The sequence below is a fragment of the Pseudomonas sp. NUPR-001 genome (assembly GCF_052147955.1).
In the GTDB taxonomy this organism is placed as follows: Bacteria; Pseudomonadota; Gammaproteobacteria; order Pseudomonadales; family Pseudomonadaceae; genus Aquipseudomonas.
The window spans coordinates 5,782,549-5,798,717 of the sequence record NZ_CP197353.1 but is presented as its reverse complement, the minus strand read 5'-3'; the positions used below and the strand labels follow the sequence as shown (position 1 = coordinate 5,798,717).

The 16,169-nt window shown below is 62.0% G+C and carries 16 protein-coding genes and 1 other RNA gene; 9 read left to right on the top strand and 8 right to left on the bottom strand.

Annotated elements, in window-relative coordinates:
* Positions 1–11: 11 nt before the first annotated feature.
* The 4 genes from ACP6KB_RS26610 to ACP6KB_RS26595 all read right to left on the bottom strand — a co-directional run bounded on the left by ACP6KB_RS26610 (position 12) and on the right by ACP6KB_RS26595 (position 5,353).
* Positions 12–1,130, bottom strand: a complete 1,119-nt coding sequence (locus ACP6KB_RS26610) for an ABC transporter permease (RefSeq protein ID WP_442110659.1) — start codon at positions 1,128–1,130, stop codon at positions 12–14.
* Entirely contained in the window at positions 1,130–3,853 is a 2,724-nt protein-coding gene (gene rbbA / locus ACP6KB_RS26605; protein ID WP_442110657.1) for a ribosome-associated ATPase/putative transporter RbbA, read from the bottom strand. The genes ACP6KB_RS26610 and rbbA overlap by 1 nt, the downstream gene beginning before the upstream one ends.
* Positions 3,850–4,809 (bottom strand): HlyD family secretion protein, encoded by a 960-nt coding sequence (locus ACP6KB_RS26600; protein ID WP_442110655.1) that lies wholly within the window; start codon positions 4,807–4,809, stop codon positions 3,850–3,852. Before ACP6KB_RS26600 ends, rbbA begins: the two co-directional genes overlap by 4 nt.
* 94 nt (positions 4,810–4,903) lie before the next feature.
* Positions 4,904–5,353: an EVE domain-containing protein gene (locus tag ACP6KB_RS26595; RefSeq protein WP_442110653.1), complete on the bottom strand. Its 450-nt coding sequence runs from the start codon at positions 5,351–5,353 to the stop codon at positions 4,904–4,906.
* Positions 5,354–5,533: 180 nt separating this feature from the next.
* Here ACP6KB_RS26595 and ACP6KB_RS26590 point away from each other — a divergent pair, with 180 nt between their 5' ends.
* On the top strand, positions 5,534–5,674 hold the full coding sequence (locus ACP6KB_RS26590) for a hypothetical protein (RefSeq protein WP_165392175.1): 141 nt from the start codon (positions 5,534–5,536) through the stop codon (positions 5,672–5,674).
* 17 nt (positions 5,675–5,691) lie between these two features.
* On the opposite strand, the gene ACP6KB_RS26585 is transcribed toward ACP6KB_RS26590, so the two are convergent.
* The 4 genes from ACP6KB_RS26585 to ACP6KB_RS26570 form a co-directional block, all read right to left on the bottom strand.
* Complete coding sequence (locus ACP6KB_RS26585) at positions 5,692–6,300, bottom strand: 5-formyltetrahydrofolate cyclo-ligase (protein WP_442110651.1); 609 nt, start codon at positions 6,298–6,300, stop codon at positions 5,692–5,694.
* Between the two features lie 82 nt (positions 6,301–6,382).
* A non-coding RNA gene (gene ssrS, locus ACP6KB_RS26580) (6S RNA) lies at positions 6,383–6,560 on the bottom strand.
* Between the two features lie 18 nt (positions 6,561–6,578).
* Positions 6,579–6,896, bottom strand: a complete 318-nt coding sequence (locus ACP6KB_RS26575) for a cell division protein ZapA (protein WP_442110649.1) — start codon at positions 6,894–6,896, stop codon at positions 6,579–6,581.
* Entirely contained in the window at positions 6,893–7,102 is a 210-nt protein-coding gene (locus tag ACP6KB_RS26570; protein ID WP_133213963.1) for a TIGR02449 family protein, read from the bottom strand. The genes ACP6KB_RS26575 and ACP6KB_RS26570 overlap by 4 nt, the downstream gene beginning before the upstream one ends.
* A 152-nt stretch (positions 7,103–7,254) precedes the next feature.
* On the opposite strand from ACP6KB_RS26570, the gene ACP6KB_RS26565 reads away from it, so the two are divergent.
* The 8 genes from ACP6KB_RS26565 to gcvT all read left to right on the top strand — a co-directional run bounded on the left by ACP6KB_RS26565 (position 7,255) and on the right by gcvT (position 16,143).
* Complete coding sequence (locus tag ACP6KB_RS26565; RefSeq protein ID WP_442110647.1) at positions 7,255–7,809, top strand: YecA/YgfB family protein; 555 nt, start codon at positions 7,255–7,257, stop codon at positions 7,807–7,809.
* Between the two features lie 22 nt (positions 7,810–7,831).
* On the top strand, positions 7,832–9,166 hold the full coding sequence (pepP, locus tag ACP6KB_RS26560) for a Xaa-Pro aminopeptidase (RefSeq protein ID WP_442110645.1): 1,335 nt from the start codon (positions 7,832–7,834) through the stop codon (positions 9,164–9,166).
* A complete protein-coding gene (gene ubiH / locus ACP6KB_RS26555; RefSeq protein ID WP_442110643.1) occupies positions 9,163–10,356 on the top strand; it encodes a 2-octaprenyl-6-methoxyphenyl hydroxylase in 1,194 nt (397 codons plus the stop codon). Before pepP ends, ubiH begins: the two co-directional genes overlap by 4 nt.
* Positions 10,357–10,358: 2 nt before the next feature.
* A complete protein-coding gene (locus ACP6KB_RS26550) occupies positions 10,359–10,841 on the top strand; it encodes a DUF4442 domain-containing protein (protein WP_442110641.1) in 483 nt (160 codons plus the stop codon).
* A gap of 9 nt (positions 10,842–10,850) precedes the next feature.
* Positions 10,851–12,068: a 2-octaprenyl-3-methyl-6-methoxy-1,4-benzoquinol hydroxylase gene (locus ACP6KB_RS26545; protein WP_442114389.1), complete on the top strand. Its 1,218-nt coding sequence runs from the start codon at positions 10,851–10,853 to the stop codon at positions 12,066–12,068.
* A 113-nt stretch (positions 12,069–12,181) separates the two neighbouring features.
* Positions 12,182–13,183 carry an extracellular solute-binding protein gene (locus ACP6KB_RS26540; protein ID WP_442110639.1) on the top strand — a complete coding sequence of 334 codons (1,002 nt, stop codon included), beginning with the start codon at positions 12,182–12,184 and terminating at the stop codon, positions 13,181–13,183.
* A 133-nt stretch (positions 13,184–13,316) separates the two neighbouring features.
* Positions 13,317–14,939 carry an ABC transporter permease gene (locus ACP6KB_RS26535; RefSeq protein ID WP_442110638.1) on the top strand — a complete coding sequence of 541 codons (1,623 nt, stop codon included), beginning with the start codon at positions 13,317–13,319 and terminating at the stop codon, positions 14,937–14,939.
* Positions 14,940–15,060: 121 nt separating this feature from the next.
* Positions 15,061–16,143, top strand: a complete 1,083-nt coding sequence (gene gcvT / locus ACP6KB_RS26530; protein ID WP_442110636.1) for a glycine cleavage system aminomethyltransferase GcvT — start codon at positions 15,061–15,063, stop codon at positions 16,141–16,143.
* Positions 16,144–16,169: the final 26 nt, after the last annotated feature.

The following is a 16,169-nucleotide window of genomic DNA, read 5'->3' as shown; positions in this document are numbered from 1 at the left end:
CCGCGCAGGCCTTACGAAGTAAGGCTGCGACGAAAGCGTGCCAGGGCCACGGCGAAGAACGCCAGGCCGATGGCGGCCAGTGCCAGCAGGTCTGGCCAGACCACGTTCAACCCGGCGTCGCGAAACAGAATGGCGGCGCTGAGGCTGACGAAGTGGGTCGACGGCGACAGTTGCATCACCCACTGCAACCACTGCGGCATGCTGTCCAGCGGGGTGCTGCCACCGGACAGCAAGAGCATGGGGATGATCACCGGAATCGCCAGCAGGCCAAATTGCGGGGTCGACCGCGCCAGGGTGGCGAGGAAAATCCCCAGTGCCGTGCTGGCAAACAAATACAGTGCAGTCACCCCCAGGAACAGCGTCAGCGAGCCGGCCAACGGCACGCCCAGCGCGCCTTTGACCACCACCTCCAGCGACACCCAGGTGCACAGCACCACCACCAGCGCATTCGCGCCGATCTTGGCCAGCATGATTTCCAGTGCCGTCAGTGGCAGCACCAGCAGGTGATCGAGCGTGCCGTGTTCGCGTTCACGCAACAAGGCCGTGCCGGTCAGCACAATCGCCAGGATGGTGATGTTGTTGACGATCTGGATGACCGCCAGAAACCAACCACCCTCCAGGTTCGGGTTGAACAGGGCCCGGGGGCTGATCTGCGCCGGGCTGTTGGCGGCCGCCGAGCCCTGGTTGGCGTAGTCGAGCAACTCGCGCTCGAAGATCCGCCCGATATAGCCCGCGCCCATGAACGCCTGGCTCATGGCGGTAGCATCGACGTTGATCTGCAGCTCGGGTGAGCGGCCGGCCAGCAGGTCACTCTGGAAGTTGACCGGCACGTTGATGACAAACGTGAACAGGCCGCTGTCCATCGCCTGGTCGAGCTGATCGAAGGCCAGCGGTGCGGCGGGCTGGAACTCCGGCGGCTGCAGGGACTCGGCGAGTTTGCGCGACAGCTGGCTGTGATCTTCGTCGACCACCGCGACGCTGGCGTTGTGCACGCCAATGATTGATCCCGCCGCGGGCATGTAGATCGCCACACTGAAGGCATACAACAGGAACAGCAGCAGGACGCTGTCGTGGCGCAGGCTGGTCAGCTCTTTGAGGCCCAGGCGCAGTGTGTGTGCAAGGCGCTGCATCAGACCTCCTGCTTCTTGAGCATGACCAGGCTCAGCCCGGTGAAACCAATGAAGAACGCCAGCAACGCCAGGCACTGAGGCCACAGCTCTCGCAGGCTCAAGGCCTTGGTGAAGGTGCCGACGGCGATATCGAGGAAGTAGCCTGCCGGGAACAATTGGCCCATCAGCGCTGCCGAGCCGTCGAGCGATGAGCGCGGCACGATCAGCCCGGAGAACTGAATAGTCGGCAGGCTGGTGATAATCATGGTGCCGAGGATCGCGGCAATCTGGGTGCGGGTGAACGCCGAAATCAGCAGGCCCATGCTGGTGGTGGCCAGCAGATACAGCAGGCCACCGCAGGCCAGGGCCAGCGCGCTGCCTTTGAACGGCACGCCGAACAGCCAGCGGTTCATGGCCACCAACAGGGCCAGGTTGACCAGGCTGATGGCCAGGTAGGGCGCTTGTTTGCCGAGCAGGAACTCCAGGCGGGTCAGCGGTGTGGCATAGAAGTTGGTGATCGACCCCAGCTCTTTCTCACGGACAATACCAAGGGCCGTGAGCATGGCCGGGATGAACGCCAGAATCAGCGCCATCACCCCAGGGCCAATCGCATTGACGCTGACCACGTCCTGGTTGTAGCGGAATCGGGTTTCCAGACGTACCGGAGATTGTCCGGGCTGCGCCTTGCTACTCAACGCGGCCAGTTGCTCCAGATTGGCCTGGTGCACGGCTTCAACGTAGTTGCGGCTGGTTTCGGCACGAAACGGCATGCCACCGTCGAGCCAGGCGGCCACCACCGGCTGGCGTCCGGCATGCAGGTCGCGACCGAAGCCAGGTGGGATCTCCAGCGCCAGTTTGATTTCCGAGCGTTGCAGACGCTTATGCAGCTCTGCCGAATCGCGAATCGGCGGTTGCTCGGCGAAGTAGCGCGAGCCCCGGAAGGCTTCCAGATAAGCACGACTTTGCGGGCTCTGGTCCTGGTCATACACGGCAAAGGCGAGGTTTTCGACGTCCAGCGAAATGCCGAAACCGAAGATCACCATCATGAACATGGCGCCCAGCAGGGCAAACGCCAGGCGTACTTTGTCGCGTAGCAGTTCCTTACCTTCGCGGGTGGCCACGGCGAACAGGCGTCTGATACTGAAGCCCTGAGCCATTGGCAGCGGTTCGGTCGAGGCCGGGGCATCGAGCTGGGTGCTGGCTGCCGGGGCCTCGCTGGCGCCTTGGGCTTGTTCCAGGCAGGTGACGAAGGCGTCTTCGAGTGTTTCACCGGCAAACTGCTGCTGCAGCGCGGCCGGTGTGTCGCAGGCCAATACCTTGCCAGCGTGCATCAGGGAAATGCGATCGCAGCGCAGCGCTTCGTTCATGAAGTGCGTCGACAGGAAGATGGTCACCCCCTGATCCCGCGACAGTTCGATCAGCAATCGCCAGAAATCATCACGCGCGGCGGGATCGACCCCTGAGGTGGGTTCGTCGAGGATCAGCACCTCGGGCCGGTGCAGAACCGCGACCGCCAGCGACAGGCGCTGGCGCAAACCCAGGGGCAGGGCGCCGGACTGCTGGTCGGCGATTTCACCGAGGTCGAAGCGTTCGATCAGCTCGCTGATGCGCGGTGCGCTTTCGGCTTTGGGCAAGTCGAACAAGCGGGCGTGTAGTTCAAGGTTCTGTCGCACGCTGAGCTCGCCATACAACGAGAAGCTCTGCGACATAAAACCGACCCGTTTGCGGGTGGCCAGGTCCTTGGCGTCTACCGGGCGGCCAAGCAGCGTGGCGCTGCCTTCGGTGGCCGGCATCAGGCCAGTGAGCACCTTCATGGTGGTGGTCTTGCCGCAGCCGTTCGAGCCGAGAAAGCCGAAGATCTCACCGCGGCCGATGGCGAAGCTGACTTTGTTCACGGCAGTGAAATCGCCGAAACGCAGGGTCAGTTCATGGGCCTCGATGGCAATCGTGTTGTCACCTTCAGGGCGCGGCGGAATCTGCAGCGGCTGCGCATCGTGTGCGCTGTCGCCCTGGAAGTGGGTAAAGGCGTCATCCAGCTTGCCGCTGGCAGTGACGCTGGCCAGCTCGTGACTGAGCCCGGCGGCAATCAGCTTGCCGCGGTCGAGCATCAGGCAATGCTCGAACTGCTCGGCTTCTTCCATATAGGCCGTTGCTACCAGCAGGGTGAGCTGCGGCCGTTCCTGGCGTACCTGCTCGACCAGCTCCCAGAAGCGTCGGCGTGACAGCGGGTCTACACCGGTGGTCGGTTCGTCGAGAATCAGCAGGTCCGGTTCGTGGATCAGGGCGCAGCACAAGCCCAGCTTCTGCTTCATGCCGCCCGATAACTTGCCCGCCGGCCGCTCGGCAAAGCGCGCAAGGTCAGTGGCGAGTAGCAGGTTGTGCATGCGCTGCTCGCACTCTGTGGCGCTAAGGCCAAACAGCGTGGCGAAAAAGCGAATGTTCTCGCTGATCGACAATTCAGGGTACAGGTTGTTGCCCAGGCCCTGAGGCATGAAGGCGATGCGCGGGTACAAGCTGTTGCGATGGCGGCGTTTGCGGATCGAGCCGCCGAGCACCGCAAGTTCACCGGCTTGCAGTTTCTTCACCCCGGCGATCAGCCCCAGCAAGCTGGACTTGCCCGCGCCGTCCGGGCCGATCAGGCCGCAGCGGGTGCCAGCGGGCAAGTCAAAGCTGATGTCCCGCAGGGCGTTGAGCTTGCCGTAACGGTGGCTGATGCCTTCGGCCTGCAGCGCCAGAGCGTTCATTGCAGATTGGCCGGCCAGTCCACGTCAGCGGTGCGCACGTAGCCCGCACCGGGCATGCCGGGCTTGGCCTGTGGCACGGCGCTGGGTTCGGTCAAACGCAACTTGACCCGGAACACCAGCTTCTGGCGTTCGTCGCGGGTTTCCACCTGCTTCGGGGTGAACTGGGCTTTGGCGGCAACAAAAGCAACTTTTGCCGGCAGGGCCTTTTCCGGCAGGGCGTCGAGTACCACGCGCGCCTGATCGCCCACGGTCAGGCGGCCGGTCGTCGAGGCGGGCAGGTAGAGGTTCATGTACTGATCGTTCGGGTCGATCAGCATCAGTACCCGGCCACCGGCGCCCAGCACTTCGCCGGGCTCAGCCAGGCGTAGCTGGATAACGCCATCGATGGGCGCGCGCAAGCTGCTGTCATCGATTTCGCTGGTCAGTTGCGCTACCTGCGCCTCGGCGGCACCGATGGCCGCTTTGATCGCAGCCAGCTGTGCGCGTGCGGCGACGACCGCAGAGTTGGCGGTGTCGTAGCGCGCCTGCTGCTGGTCGAGCAGTTGTTGGCTGGCATATTTGCGCTGGAAGATCTCCCGCACCCGCTTGAGTTCCTGACTGGCCAGCAACAACTCGCTCTGGCGCAACTGCACGTTGGCCTGGGCAGCGGAGTAGTTTTCCTTGGCGCGCAGCACTTCGGCTTCAGCCTGGCTGCGTTGGGCTTCAAGGGTGCGGGTGTCGATACGTGCCAGCAGCTGGCCTTGGCGCACGCTATCGCCTTCGTCGACCAGCACTTCGGCCAGGCGTCCGGGGATCTTGCTGGCGATTTGTACTTCAGTGGCTTCAAGCCGGCCGTTGCCCATGCTCAGGCCTTCCGGCAGGCGGTCGTGCAGTGACTTCCAGTAGCCCAGGCCGCCCGCCGCCAGAAGCAGGGCGATCAAGGCACCGGCAAAAAGTTTCGGGGTACGTTGGCTCATCAGTCTGCATCCTGCTGTGTTCACACGTCAGATTGTGACGTGGCACCGATCCTGGTGCGTTGATGTTAGTCAAATCGATAGCATCCTACGCTGTTTATCGCAGCGCGAGTATGGCCGCCCACTGTTCAGCGGTTACGGGCATCACCGACAGGCGGCTGCCTTTCTGCACCAGCGGCAGCTCGGCCAGGGCCGTCTGCAATTTGAGGTAGCCCAGGCCCAGCACCTTGTTGAAGGTTTCTACGTGGGCAACGTCTACGGCACTCCAGGGGTTTTTGTCGGCACTGGCCTTGGCGTCGAAATAATGGCTCTGTGGGTCCAGTGCAGTTGGGTCCGGGTAGGCCGCGGTGCTGATCCGGGCGATACCGGCGATGCCCGGCTCCGGGCAGCTTGAGTGGTAGAAGAAAAATTGATCGCCCACCGCCATGCTGCGCAGGAAATTGCGCGCCTGGTAATTGCGAACGCCGTCCCAGCGCGCCTCCTTCAGGCGGGCCAGATCCTTGATCGAGAGTTCATCGGGCTCGGACTTCATCAGCCAATAGGCCATGGATACTGCTCCTGACAAGATTTGAAATAACCTGTTGCATGAAACCGACAGTCGGTTGGCGTCAAGGTTTGCGTGTCGACGCAGGTTGTCGGAGAATGCGCCCATTTTAAGCTTGACGCTGCTGCAACCATTAAAAAACGTTGCTGACAACGTGATCAGTTTGCCTGAGGGGGGCAATCAATGAATCGCAAACCGGACTTGCTCTGGATTTTGGTGTTTCTGTTCGGTTTGGGTGTGGTCACTACCGGTTATGCGCAAAGCCTTTGGGAGCGCAAGCTCGACGCTCCTTACGAAATGCCGGTGAATCCGCAGCAGCGTTGATCGCCATGCTGGCGCTTTCAGACAGGCGCCAGGTACCAACCACGGTCCGAGACCGTTCCTTGTAGTGGCACGTCCCAGCTGGCTTGCGCCAGCCGTTCGACTTTCTGGCACTCATGGGCCAAGCCCAGCAGCAAAGGCTTTTTCCACGCCTTGCGCCGCGTCAGGTAGGCCAGGCTTCGATCATAGAAGCCGCCGCCCATACCCAGCCGACCACCCATTTCATCAAACCCCACCAAGGGCAGCAGGATCAGGTCCAGCGCCCAGATCGGCCGTTGTCGCGCCAGGTTGATGTGTGGCTCGGCAATGCGAAAACGGTTGGGGCGCAGCTTTTCACCCGGCTCGATACGCTGAAAGGCCATCTTGGTTTTTGGCCAGGCATTGAGCACCGGTAAGTACGTGTGCTTGCCACGCCGCTGGGCTTCGCGCAGCAACAGGCGTGGATCGATCTCGCAATCGTTGGGCAGGTACAGGGCGATATGGCGGGCGCGGCGGAACAGTGGATGCTGGGCCAGTTGCCGATACAGCCCGCGCGCGGCCTGACGCTGCTCAGCCGGGCTCAAAGCGCGGCGGGCATCACGTAACAGGCGGCGTAGCTGGGGGCGGGTGAGCGGCGCGGTGTCGGTCATGGCACGGGCGTTCCCAGAGAGGGCTGCCCCCGAACGGGTGACAGCTCGACTTGCCCGCGCTTGGCGCGAGCAAAGGTAATTCAGGCTCCCCGACGAACCGCTGTCGGTGTAGCCCTTGAACCCGAAAGTTCAAGGTGGAGATTGCAGGAGGCGTTAAGGCTTTCCGTCAAGCGGACATGCACACCGGCCCCACGTGCAACCCCCGTGGTTGTGCGTATCGGCTCAGGGACATGACCGACTGGCAAGCACTCCAGGGAGTGGCGCCAGTATACCGATACTCAACCCTTATTTGAATCGTGATCGTCGGCCAGTGCCTGATCGACCCGTTCCAGCAGGTCGCGCACCTGTTCGCGGGTAGCACCGCCGGCAGCAACTTCAGGGCGATCCTGCTTGTGCAGCAGGTCGTGGGTGATGTTCAGCGCAGCCATCACGGCAATCCGATCGGCACCAATCACTTTTCCGCTGCTGCGGATCTCACGCATTTTGCCATCCAGGTAGCGTGCGGCGCTGACCAGGTTGCTGCGTTCTTCAGGCGGACAGATGATCGAGTACTCTTTGTCGAGGATCTGAACGGTGACGCTATTGCTTGAACTCATGAGTCTTGCTCCAGGGCCTTGAGTCGCAAAATCATCGATTCGACCTTACGCCGGGCGATTTCGTTTTTTTCGATGAGGTGGGCGCGTTCCTCGCGCCAGGACTTTTCCTGAGTTAGTAGGAGTGCGTTTTGCCGTTTTAGTTGCTCGACTCGCTCTATCAGTAGCTCGAATCGGCCCATCAGCGTTTGCAGATCGTTCTCTTGCATGGATTGCCACTCGATTCGGTCTGGCGGGTGGTTGCCCGGTTTATACCCTGGTCTGCCCCGAGTTGGCCGCGTCGATGGTCTTGGCGCGCCTGCCGGTGCTAGGATACAAGGTCTTCATTCTAGTCATTGCGCCGTCTGGCGCCTAGTTGCCCATGCCCAATACCAATTCGCCGTACACCGCTTTCGCCACCTTGCTCAGCAGCAGCGGGCATCCTGTTTCCCCTGCCGAACTGCACGGGCTGTTGCTCGGCCGCAGTTGCGCCGGTGCCGGCTTCGATGCCGAAGCCTGGCTGGCCGACGCCGCGCACCTGCTGGAAAACGATCCGGCAGACAACGTTCGTAACGCTTTAATCGGCCTGCAGGAAATGGTCAAAGGTGAACTCACTGGCGACGATATCACTGTTGTGCTGCTGTTGCCGGGCGATGAAGCCGCATTGACCGACCGCGCTGCCGCCCTGGGCGAGTGGTGCAAGGGCTTCCTCTATGGCTTTGGCTTGAACGCCGGTGGCTTGACCCTGAGCGCCGAAGCCAAGGAAGTCTTGCAGGACCTGGACGCGATCTCGCAGGTTCAGGATGCCCTGGAAGAATCCGAAGACGGCGAAAGCGACTATATGGAAGTAATGGAATACCTGCGCGTCGCGCCGTTGCTGCTGTACACAGAGCTGGCCAAGCCGGTCGAACCTGCAGCCAAACCTTCGCTGCACTGATCAACGTAGGACTCCTCTGCCCATGAGCCACATCCCCAAGTCGGAATACGCCCGTCGACGCAAGGCGCTGATGGCGCAGATGGAGCCCAACAGTATTGCCATCCTGCCCGCTGCCGCGGTTGCCATTCGCAATCGCGATGTCGAGCACGTGTACCGCCAGGACAGCGACTTCCAGTACCTGAGCGGTTTCCCCGAGCCGGAAGCGGTCATCGCCCTGATCCCGGGCCGCGAGCACGGCGAGTACGTGTTGTTCTGCCGTGAGCGCAACCCGGAGCGTGAGCTGTGGGATGGCTTGCGCGCAGGCCAGGAAGGCGCAATCCGTGATTTTGGCGCTGACGATGCCTTTCCGATCACCGATATCGACGACATTCTGCCCGGCCTGATCGAAGGCCGTGACCGTGTTTATTCGGCCATGGGCAGTAATGCCGAATTCGATCGCCACCTGATGGAATGGATCAACGTGATCCGCTCTAAAGCGCGCCTCGGCGCCCAGCCGCCGAACGAATTCGTTGCCCTGGATCATCTGCTGCATGACATGCGCCTGTATAAATCGGCGACAGAAGTGAAGGTGATGCGTGAGGCCGCGGCGATTTCCGCGCGGGCTCATGTACGGGCGATGCAGGCGTGTCGTGCCGGGCTGCATGAATACAGCCTGGAAGCCGAGCTGGATTACGAGTTCCGCAAAAGCGGAGCGAAGATGCCCGCTTACGGCTCGATTGTCGCGGCCGGGCGCAACAGCTGCATCCTGCATTACCAGGAAAACGATGCACCGCTCAAAGACGGCGATCTGGTGCTGATCGACGCCGGTTGTGAAATCGACTGCTACGCCAGCGACATTACCCGTACCTTTCCGGTCAGCGGGCAGTTTTCGCCCGAGCAGAAGGCGATCTACGAACTGGTGCTCAAAGCCCAGGAGGCGGCGTTCGCGGTAATTGCCCCGGGCAAGCACTGGAACCACGCCCATGAAGCGACAGTGCAGGTCATTACCCAGGGCCTGGTGGAGCTGGGCCTGCTCAAGGGCAAGGTTGAAGACTTGATTGAAAGCGAGGCTTATCGCGCTTTCTATATGCACCGCGCCGGACACTGGCTGGGCATGGATGTACATGATGTGGGCGAATATAAAGTCGGTGGCCAGTGGCGGGTACTTGAACCGGGCATGGCGCTGACCGTGGAACCTGGCATCTATATCGGTGCCGATAACCAGAGTGTCGCGAAAAAGTGGCGCGGCATTGGTGTACGTATCGAGGATGACGTCGTGGTAACAAAGCAGGGCTGTGAAATCCTGACCTCGGGTGTGCCGAAAACGGTTGCTGAAATCGAGGCCTTGATGGCTGCTGCGCGCAGTGCTGCGGCATGAACCGGGTGAACCTGGCAATCATTGGCGGCGGCCTGGTCGGCGCCAGCCTGGCACTCGCCCTGCAAGCGGGCGCCAAAGCCCGCGGCTGGAAAATTCTACTGATTGAGCCCTTTGCTCCGGGCGATAGCTACCAGCCCAGCTACGACGCACGTTCGTCGGCGTTGTCGTTCGGTACACGCCAGATTTATGAGCGCCTGGGGCTGTGGCAACAGATCAGCCGCCGCGCCGAGCCGATCCGCCAGATCCAGGTTTCCGACCGTGGCCGTTTTGGCGCCACGCGCCTGGATGCCATGGAAGAAGGGGTTCCGGCACTGGGTTACGTGGTGGAGAACGCCTGGCTCGGCCAGTGCCTGTGGAAAGGCCTGGATGCCGAGGTGGTGAGCTGGCGTTGCCCGGCTGAAGTGACGGCCATGCAAGCGCTGGAAGACGGTTATCGACTGTCGCTCAACGATGACACCGTGGTCGAGTGCGACCTGGCGGTGCTGGCCGATGGCGGGCGCTCCGGGTTGCGTGAGCAACTGGGCATTCATGTCAGCCAGCGGCCCTACAACCAGAGTGCCTTGATCGCCAACATCACACCGAGCGAAGCCCATCGCGGCCAGGCCTTCGAGCGCTTCACCGATGAAGGGCCGATGGCTTTGTTGCCGCTGCCGGAGAATCGCTGTGCGCTGGTCTGGACCCGCGCCGGTATGGACGCCAAGCGCCTGGCCGAGCTGGACGAGCGCAGTTTCCTCAGCGAGTTGCAGGACGTATTCGGCTACCGCCTGGGTGCCTTGCGCCAGGTTGGCGCACGGCATCTGTATCCCTTGTCGCTGGTAGAGGCTCAAGAGCAGGTACGCCCGCACCTGGTGGTGCTGGGGAATGCCGCGCACAGTCTGCACCCGATTGCCGGGCAGGGGTTCAACCTGTCGCTGCGCGATGTGCAGTCGCTGGCCGAAGGCCTGCTGGCAGGCCCGGCAGTACCCGGTGATTTCGCCACGCTACAGGCTTATCGCGAGCGCCAGCGCCTGGATCAGGATCTGACCGTCGGCTTCTCCGACCGGGTCACCCGCTTGTTCGGCAGCGCTCAACCGCTGATTGCCACGGGGCGTAACCTGGGGCTGCTCGGCCTCGATCTGTTGCCCCCGGCCAAACGTTGGTTCGCTCGTCAGGCCATGGGCCTGGGAACCCGTCCGGACCCACGGAGCTGAGCATGGCCGATTCGCGCAAACTGGCACGGCGTGCGCGCGTGCTGCGCTGGATACTCAACTTTTATCCGCCCTACATCGGCGCGGGCATCCGGGTGCAAAGCATCAGTGCCGACTTTCGTCAGGTGAAGGTGCGCATGGGCCTGAACCGGCTCAATCGCAACTATGTCGGCACCCAGTTCGGCGGCAGCCTGTATTCGATGGTCGATCCGTTCTACATGCTGATGCTGATGGAGCTGTTGGGCCGCGAATACATTGTCTGGGACAAAGCGGCCAGCATCGATTTCATCTCGCCGGGCAAAGGCCCGGTATTCGCCGAGCTGCGTATCGACGAGCAACTGTTGGCCGATATTCGGGAGCACACGGCGGGCGGCAAGAAGTACCTGCCACGCCTCCAGGTCGATATCCGTGACGCTGCCGGCGAGCTGGTGGCGCAGGTCGACAAAACCCTTTACGTGCGGCTCAAGCCGCAAGCGAGACAGGCTTAAGGCATGGAAATGCGCGCAGATCTGTTGATTGTCGGTGCCGGTATGGTCGGCAGCGCCCTGGCCCTGGCGTTGCAGCACAGTGGCCTGGAAATTCTCCTGCTCGATGGCAGCCCGCTGTCGGTCAAATCCTTCGATGAGCAAGCGCCTTTCGAGCCGCGGGTCAGCGCCTTGTCGATGGCCAGCCAGCGTATTCTTGAGCGTCTGGGTGCCTGGCAAGGCATCGAGCGGCGGCGTGTCAGCCCTTACACCGACATGCGCGTCTGGGACGGCAGTGGCACCGGGCAGATTCATTTCTCTGCCGCCAGCGTACATGCCGAAGTGCTCGGCCATATCGTTGAGAACCGTGTGGTGCAGGATGGCTTGCTGGAGCGCCTGCATGACAGTGAAGTCGGCTTGCTGGCCAATGCACGCCTGGAGCAAATGCGCCGCTCCGGTGATGAATGGCTGCTGACTCTCGCCGATGGCCGCACCCTGCGCGCGCCACTGGTGATTGCCGCCGACGGGGCGAATTCGGCGGTGCGCCGCCTGACCGGTTGCGAAACCCGCGAGTGGGATTACCTGCACCACGCCATTGTCACCAGTGTGCGCTGCAGCGCGCCGCACCAGGCCACAGCCTGGCAGCGCTTTACCGACGAGGGGCCGCTGGCCTTCTTGCCACTGCTGCGCGATGGCCAGCAGGACTGGTGTTCGATTGTCTGGTCGACCACACCTGAACAGGCCGAGCGCCTGATGCAGCTGGACGACGCGCAGTTCTGTGCACAACTTGAACGTGACTTCGAAGGCCGCCTTGGCCGCGTGCTGCAGGCTGACCCACGGCTGTGCGTACCGCTGCGCCAACGGCATGCCAAACGTTACGTCGCCGAAGGCCTGGCGTTGATTGGTGATGCTGCACACACCATTCACCCGCTGGCGGGCCAGGGCGTCAACCTGGGCTTTCTTGATGCCGCAGTGCTGGCCGAAGAATTGCTGCGCGCCTATGAGCGTGGCGAGCGCCTGGCCGATGAGCGTGTGTTGAGCCGTTTCGAGCGGCGGCGCATGCCGCACAACCTGGCGCTAATGGCGGCGATGGAAGGCTTTGAGCGTTTGTTCCAGGCCGATCCGCTGCCGCTGCGTTGGTTGCGCAACAGTGGTTTGAAATGGGTTGAGCAATTACCTGAGGCCAAAGCGTTGTTCGTGCGCCAGGCGTTGGGGCTCAGTGGTGATCTGCCAGAACTGGCGCAGGCCTGAAGCTACTCCGTTGCCGCTGTAACATCTGGTAACTCCTCCCCAGTGAGTTCGGTTGAGAAGGTAAATGGCATTCACTACCATTTGCGCCTCAATTGAACTCCGAGGACTGCACCATGTTGCCACGCAAGCACGTATTGGCCGCCCTGGCTCTGACCCTGTTGGGCGGTACCGCCCAGGCAGCAGATGAAGTGGTGGTGTATTCCTCGCGCATCGACGAGTTGATCAAGCCGGTGTTCGACGCCTACACCGCCAAGACTGGGGTCAAGGTCAAGTTCATCACCGACAAAGAAGCGCCGCTGATGCAGCGGATCAAGGCTGAAGGGCAGAACGCGACCGCCGACCTGCTGCTCACCGTCGATGCTGGCAACCTCTGGCAGGCCGAACAGATGGGCATCCTGCAGCCGATCAAATCGGACGTGATCGACGCCAACATTCCCAAGCAATACCGCGCTTCGTCCCACGACTGGACCGGCCTGAGCCTGCGCGCACGGACCATCGTCTACTCCACCGACCGAGTCAAACCCGAAGAGCTGAGCACCTATGAGGCGCTGGCCGACAAAAACTGGGAAGGGCGCCTGTGCCTGCGGACCGCGAAGAAGGTCTACAACCAGTCGCTGACCGCAACCCTGATCGAAACCCACGGCGAGAAGAAAACCGAGGAAATCATCAAGGGCTGGGTCAACAACCTGTCCACCGACGTGTTCTCTGACGACACCGCCTTGCTGCAGGCCATCAACGCCGGCCAGTGCGACGTGGGCATCGTCAACACCTACTACTACGGCCGCCTGCACAAGGAAAACCCGAACCTGGCGGTCAAGTTGTTCTGGCCAAACCAGGCTGACCGTGGTGTGCACGTCAACCTCTCGGGCATCGGCCTGACCAAATATGCACCGCATCCTGAAGCGGCCAAAAAGCTGGTCGAGTGGATGACCGGCGAAGAAGCGCAGAAGATTTTCGCGGGCGTGAACCAGGAGTTCCCGGCCAACCCGAAAGTCGCACCGTCTGAAGAAGTCGCCGCCTGGGGTAGCTTCAAGGCTGACAGCATCCCGGTTGAAGTGGCCGGCAAGCGTCAGGCCGAAGCCATTCGCTTGATGGACCGGGCTGGCTGGAACTAAGCGCAAAGCTTTATCCTGCCGGGCACCCTGTGGGGGCGGGCTTGCCCCGCGATAGCAACGTGACTGACACAGCGCTATCGCGGGGCCAGCCCGCTCCCACAGAGCCCATGTTCCTATGTAGAGATTCTTCCTTTTGGCTCACCCCGCCCAACGCCGCTGGTATCCCCTGGTTTTCGCCATTGCCGCTCTGGTGCTGCTGCCGCTGAGCGTGCTGCTGCTGTCGTGGCAGTCGATCGACATGCAGATCTGGTCGCACCTGCTCGACACCCAGATGAGCCGCCTGTTGGGCAACACCCTGACCTTGATTGTCGGGGTCGGAGTGGGTGTCACCTTGCTGGGCGTGAGCCTGGCCTGGCTCACCAGCCTGTGCGAATTCCCCGGACGGCGTTGGCTGGACTGGGCGCTGATGCTGCCGTTCGCCATTCCTGCCTATGTGCTGGCTTTCGTTTTCGTGGGTTTGCTGGACTTCTCCGGGCCGGTACAAACCCTGCTGCGGGAGTGGTTCGGGCCGATGCGCCTGCCGCGAGTACGCTCCACCGGCGGCGTTATCATCGTGCTGGTGCTGGTGTTCTACCCCTATGTCTACCTGCTGGCGCGCACTGCCTTTCTGGCCCAGGGCAAAGGCCTGATGGAGGCCGCGCGCGTGCTTGGTCATTCGCCGCTGCAGGCGTTCTGGCGAGTGGCATTGCCGATGGCGCGCCCCGCGATTTTTGCCGGTATCGCCTTGGCATTGATGGAAACCCTGGCTGATTTCGGCGCGGTGTCGGTGTTCAACTTCGACACGTTCACCACCGCGATCTACAAGACCTGGTACGGCTTTTTCAGCCTGTCGAGTGCCGCGCAACTGGCCAGTTTGCTGCTGTTGGCGGTGATGTTGGTGCTCTACGGCGAGCGCCGTGCCCGTGGCGCGGTACGCAGCAGCAATGAGCGGCCCCGGGGCAAGGCGCTGTACCACCTGCGCGGCATCAAGGCACTGGCTGCGACGGGCTGGTGCACTTTGGTATTTGCCTGCGCCTTCGTCATCCCGGTGCTGCAATTGCTGGTGTGGTTCTGGCAGCGCGGGCGCTTCGATCTCGATGAGCGTTATTCCAGCCTGATTCTTCACACCCTCTACCTGGGGGCAATGGCAGCGTTGATCACGGTGTCCGTGGCACTGGTGCTGGCCTTTGCCCGTCGTCAGGCGCCCACTTCGGGGATCCGTGCCGGGGTTGGCATCGCCAATCTTGGCTATGCCTTGCCTGGCTCGGTATTGGCGGTGTCGATCATGCTGGCGTTCAGTTACCTGGACAATCAACTGGTGGTGCCGCTGTCCAACTGGTTGGGTGGTTCCGGCAGGCCGCTGTTGCTGGGCAGCCTGTCGGCCTTGCTGTTGGCGTATCTGGTGCGCTTCATGGCCGTGGCGTATGGGCCCTTGGAGAACAGCCTGGGTCGAATTCGCCCGTCACTACCGGAAGCCGCACGCAGCCTTGGGGTCAGTGGCCCAAGATTGTTTTTCAAGGTGTATCTACCGCTGTTGGTGCCGGGCGCCATGAGTGCGGCCTTGCTGGTGTTCGTCGATGTCCTCAAGGAAATGCCGGCAACGCTGCTGATGCGTCCGTTCGGCTGGGACACCCTGGCGGTTCGGGTCTTCGAGATGACCAGCGAAGGCGAGTGGGCGCGGGCCTCGCTGCCTGCCCTGACCCTTATTGTGGTCGGCCTGTTACCGGTCATCGGTCTGATTCGACGCTCAGCCCGAAACGTCGGTCAAACGCGCTGAGGGTGTCAGCCCTCGAGCTTGCAGCTACAATGCGCGGCATTCGCTGCGGCCGGTCCTACAGACCGGGTAGCTGAAATGCTGCCAACAGCCGTGGCTTAGCCACGCCCGGAAGGAGAAACCCATGGGACTGCGCACGCCTTTGTATGACCTGCACCTGGCGCTTGGCGCCAAAATGGTCGATTTTGGCGGTTGGGACATGCCCTTGCATTATGGCTCGCAGGTCGAAGAGCACCATCAGGTGCGAAGCGACTGTGGAGTGTTTGATGTTTCCCACATGAACGTCATCGATGTACACGGCGCCGAGTCCCGTGTCTGGCTGCAGCGCTTGCTGGCCAACGACGTCGAACGTTTGACCGAAGTCGGCAAGGCGCTGTACAGCACCATGCTCGATGAACAGGGTAGGGTCATTGACGACATGATCGTCTACCGCTGTGAAGACGGTTATCGCCTGGTGGTCAATGCCGCGACCCGAGAGAAAGACCTGGCCTGGATGAATGCCTGCAAGGGCAGTTATCAGGTTGAACTGATCGAGCGCCCCGAGTTGGCCATCCTGGCAATCCAGGGGCCGGATGCGCGCAGCAAGGTTGCCGAGCTGGTATCGGCACCGCGGGCAGCGTTGATCCGTGAGCTCAAACCCTTTGAGGGCCGTAACGAAGGTGACTGGTTTATCGCCCGCACCGGTTACACCGGGGAAGACGGTCTGGAGATCATCTTTCCGGCCGTTCAGGCCCCCGCGTTTTTCAACGATCTGGTTGGCGCCGGTATCGCCCCGAGCGGCCTTGGCGCACGCGACACCCTGCGTCTTGAAGCAGGCATGAACCTGTACGGCCAGGACATTGACGAGGCACACACCCCGCTGACCTCCAACCTGGGCTGGAGCGTGGCCTGGGAACCGGCGGAGCGTGACTTCATCGGCCGCCAGGGTCTGCTTGCAGAAATCGAGCACGGCGTTGAGCAAAAACTGGTCGGCCTGGTGCTGGAGGAGCGTGGTGTTTTGCGCGCTCATCAGGTGGTTCATGTCGCCGGGATTGGCGAAGGAGAGATCACCAGTGGTAGTTTCTCTCCTACGCTGAGCAAGTCGATTGCGCTGGCGCGGGTGCCGATGGCAACCGCAGATCGTGCCGAGGTGGAGATCCGCGGCAAGTGGTACCCGGTGCGGGTGGTCAAGCCGACCTTCGTGCGCCATGGCAAGATTTTGATCTGAACCTATTCTGGCGGGCCTACCGCTGA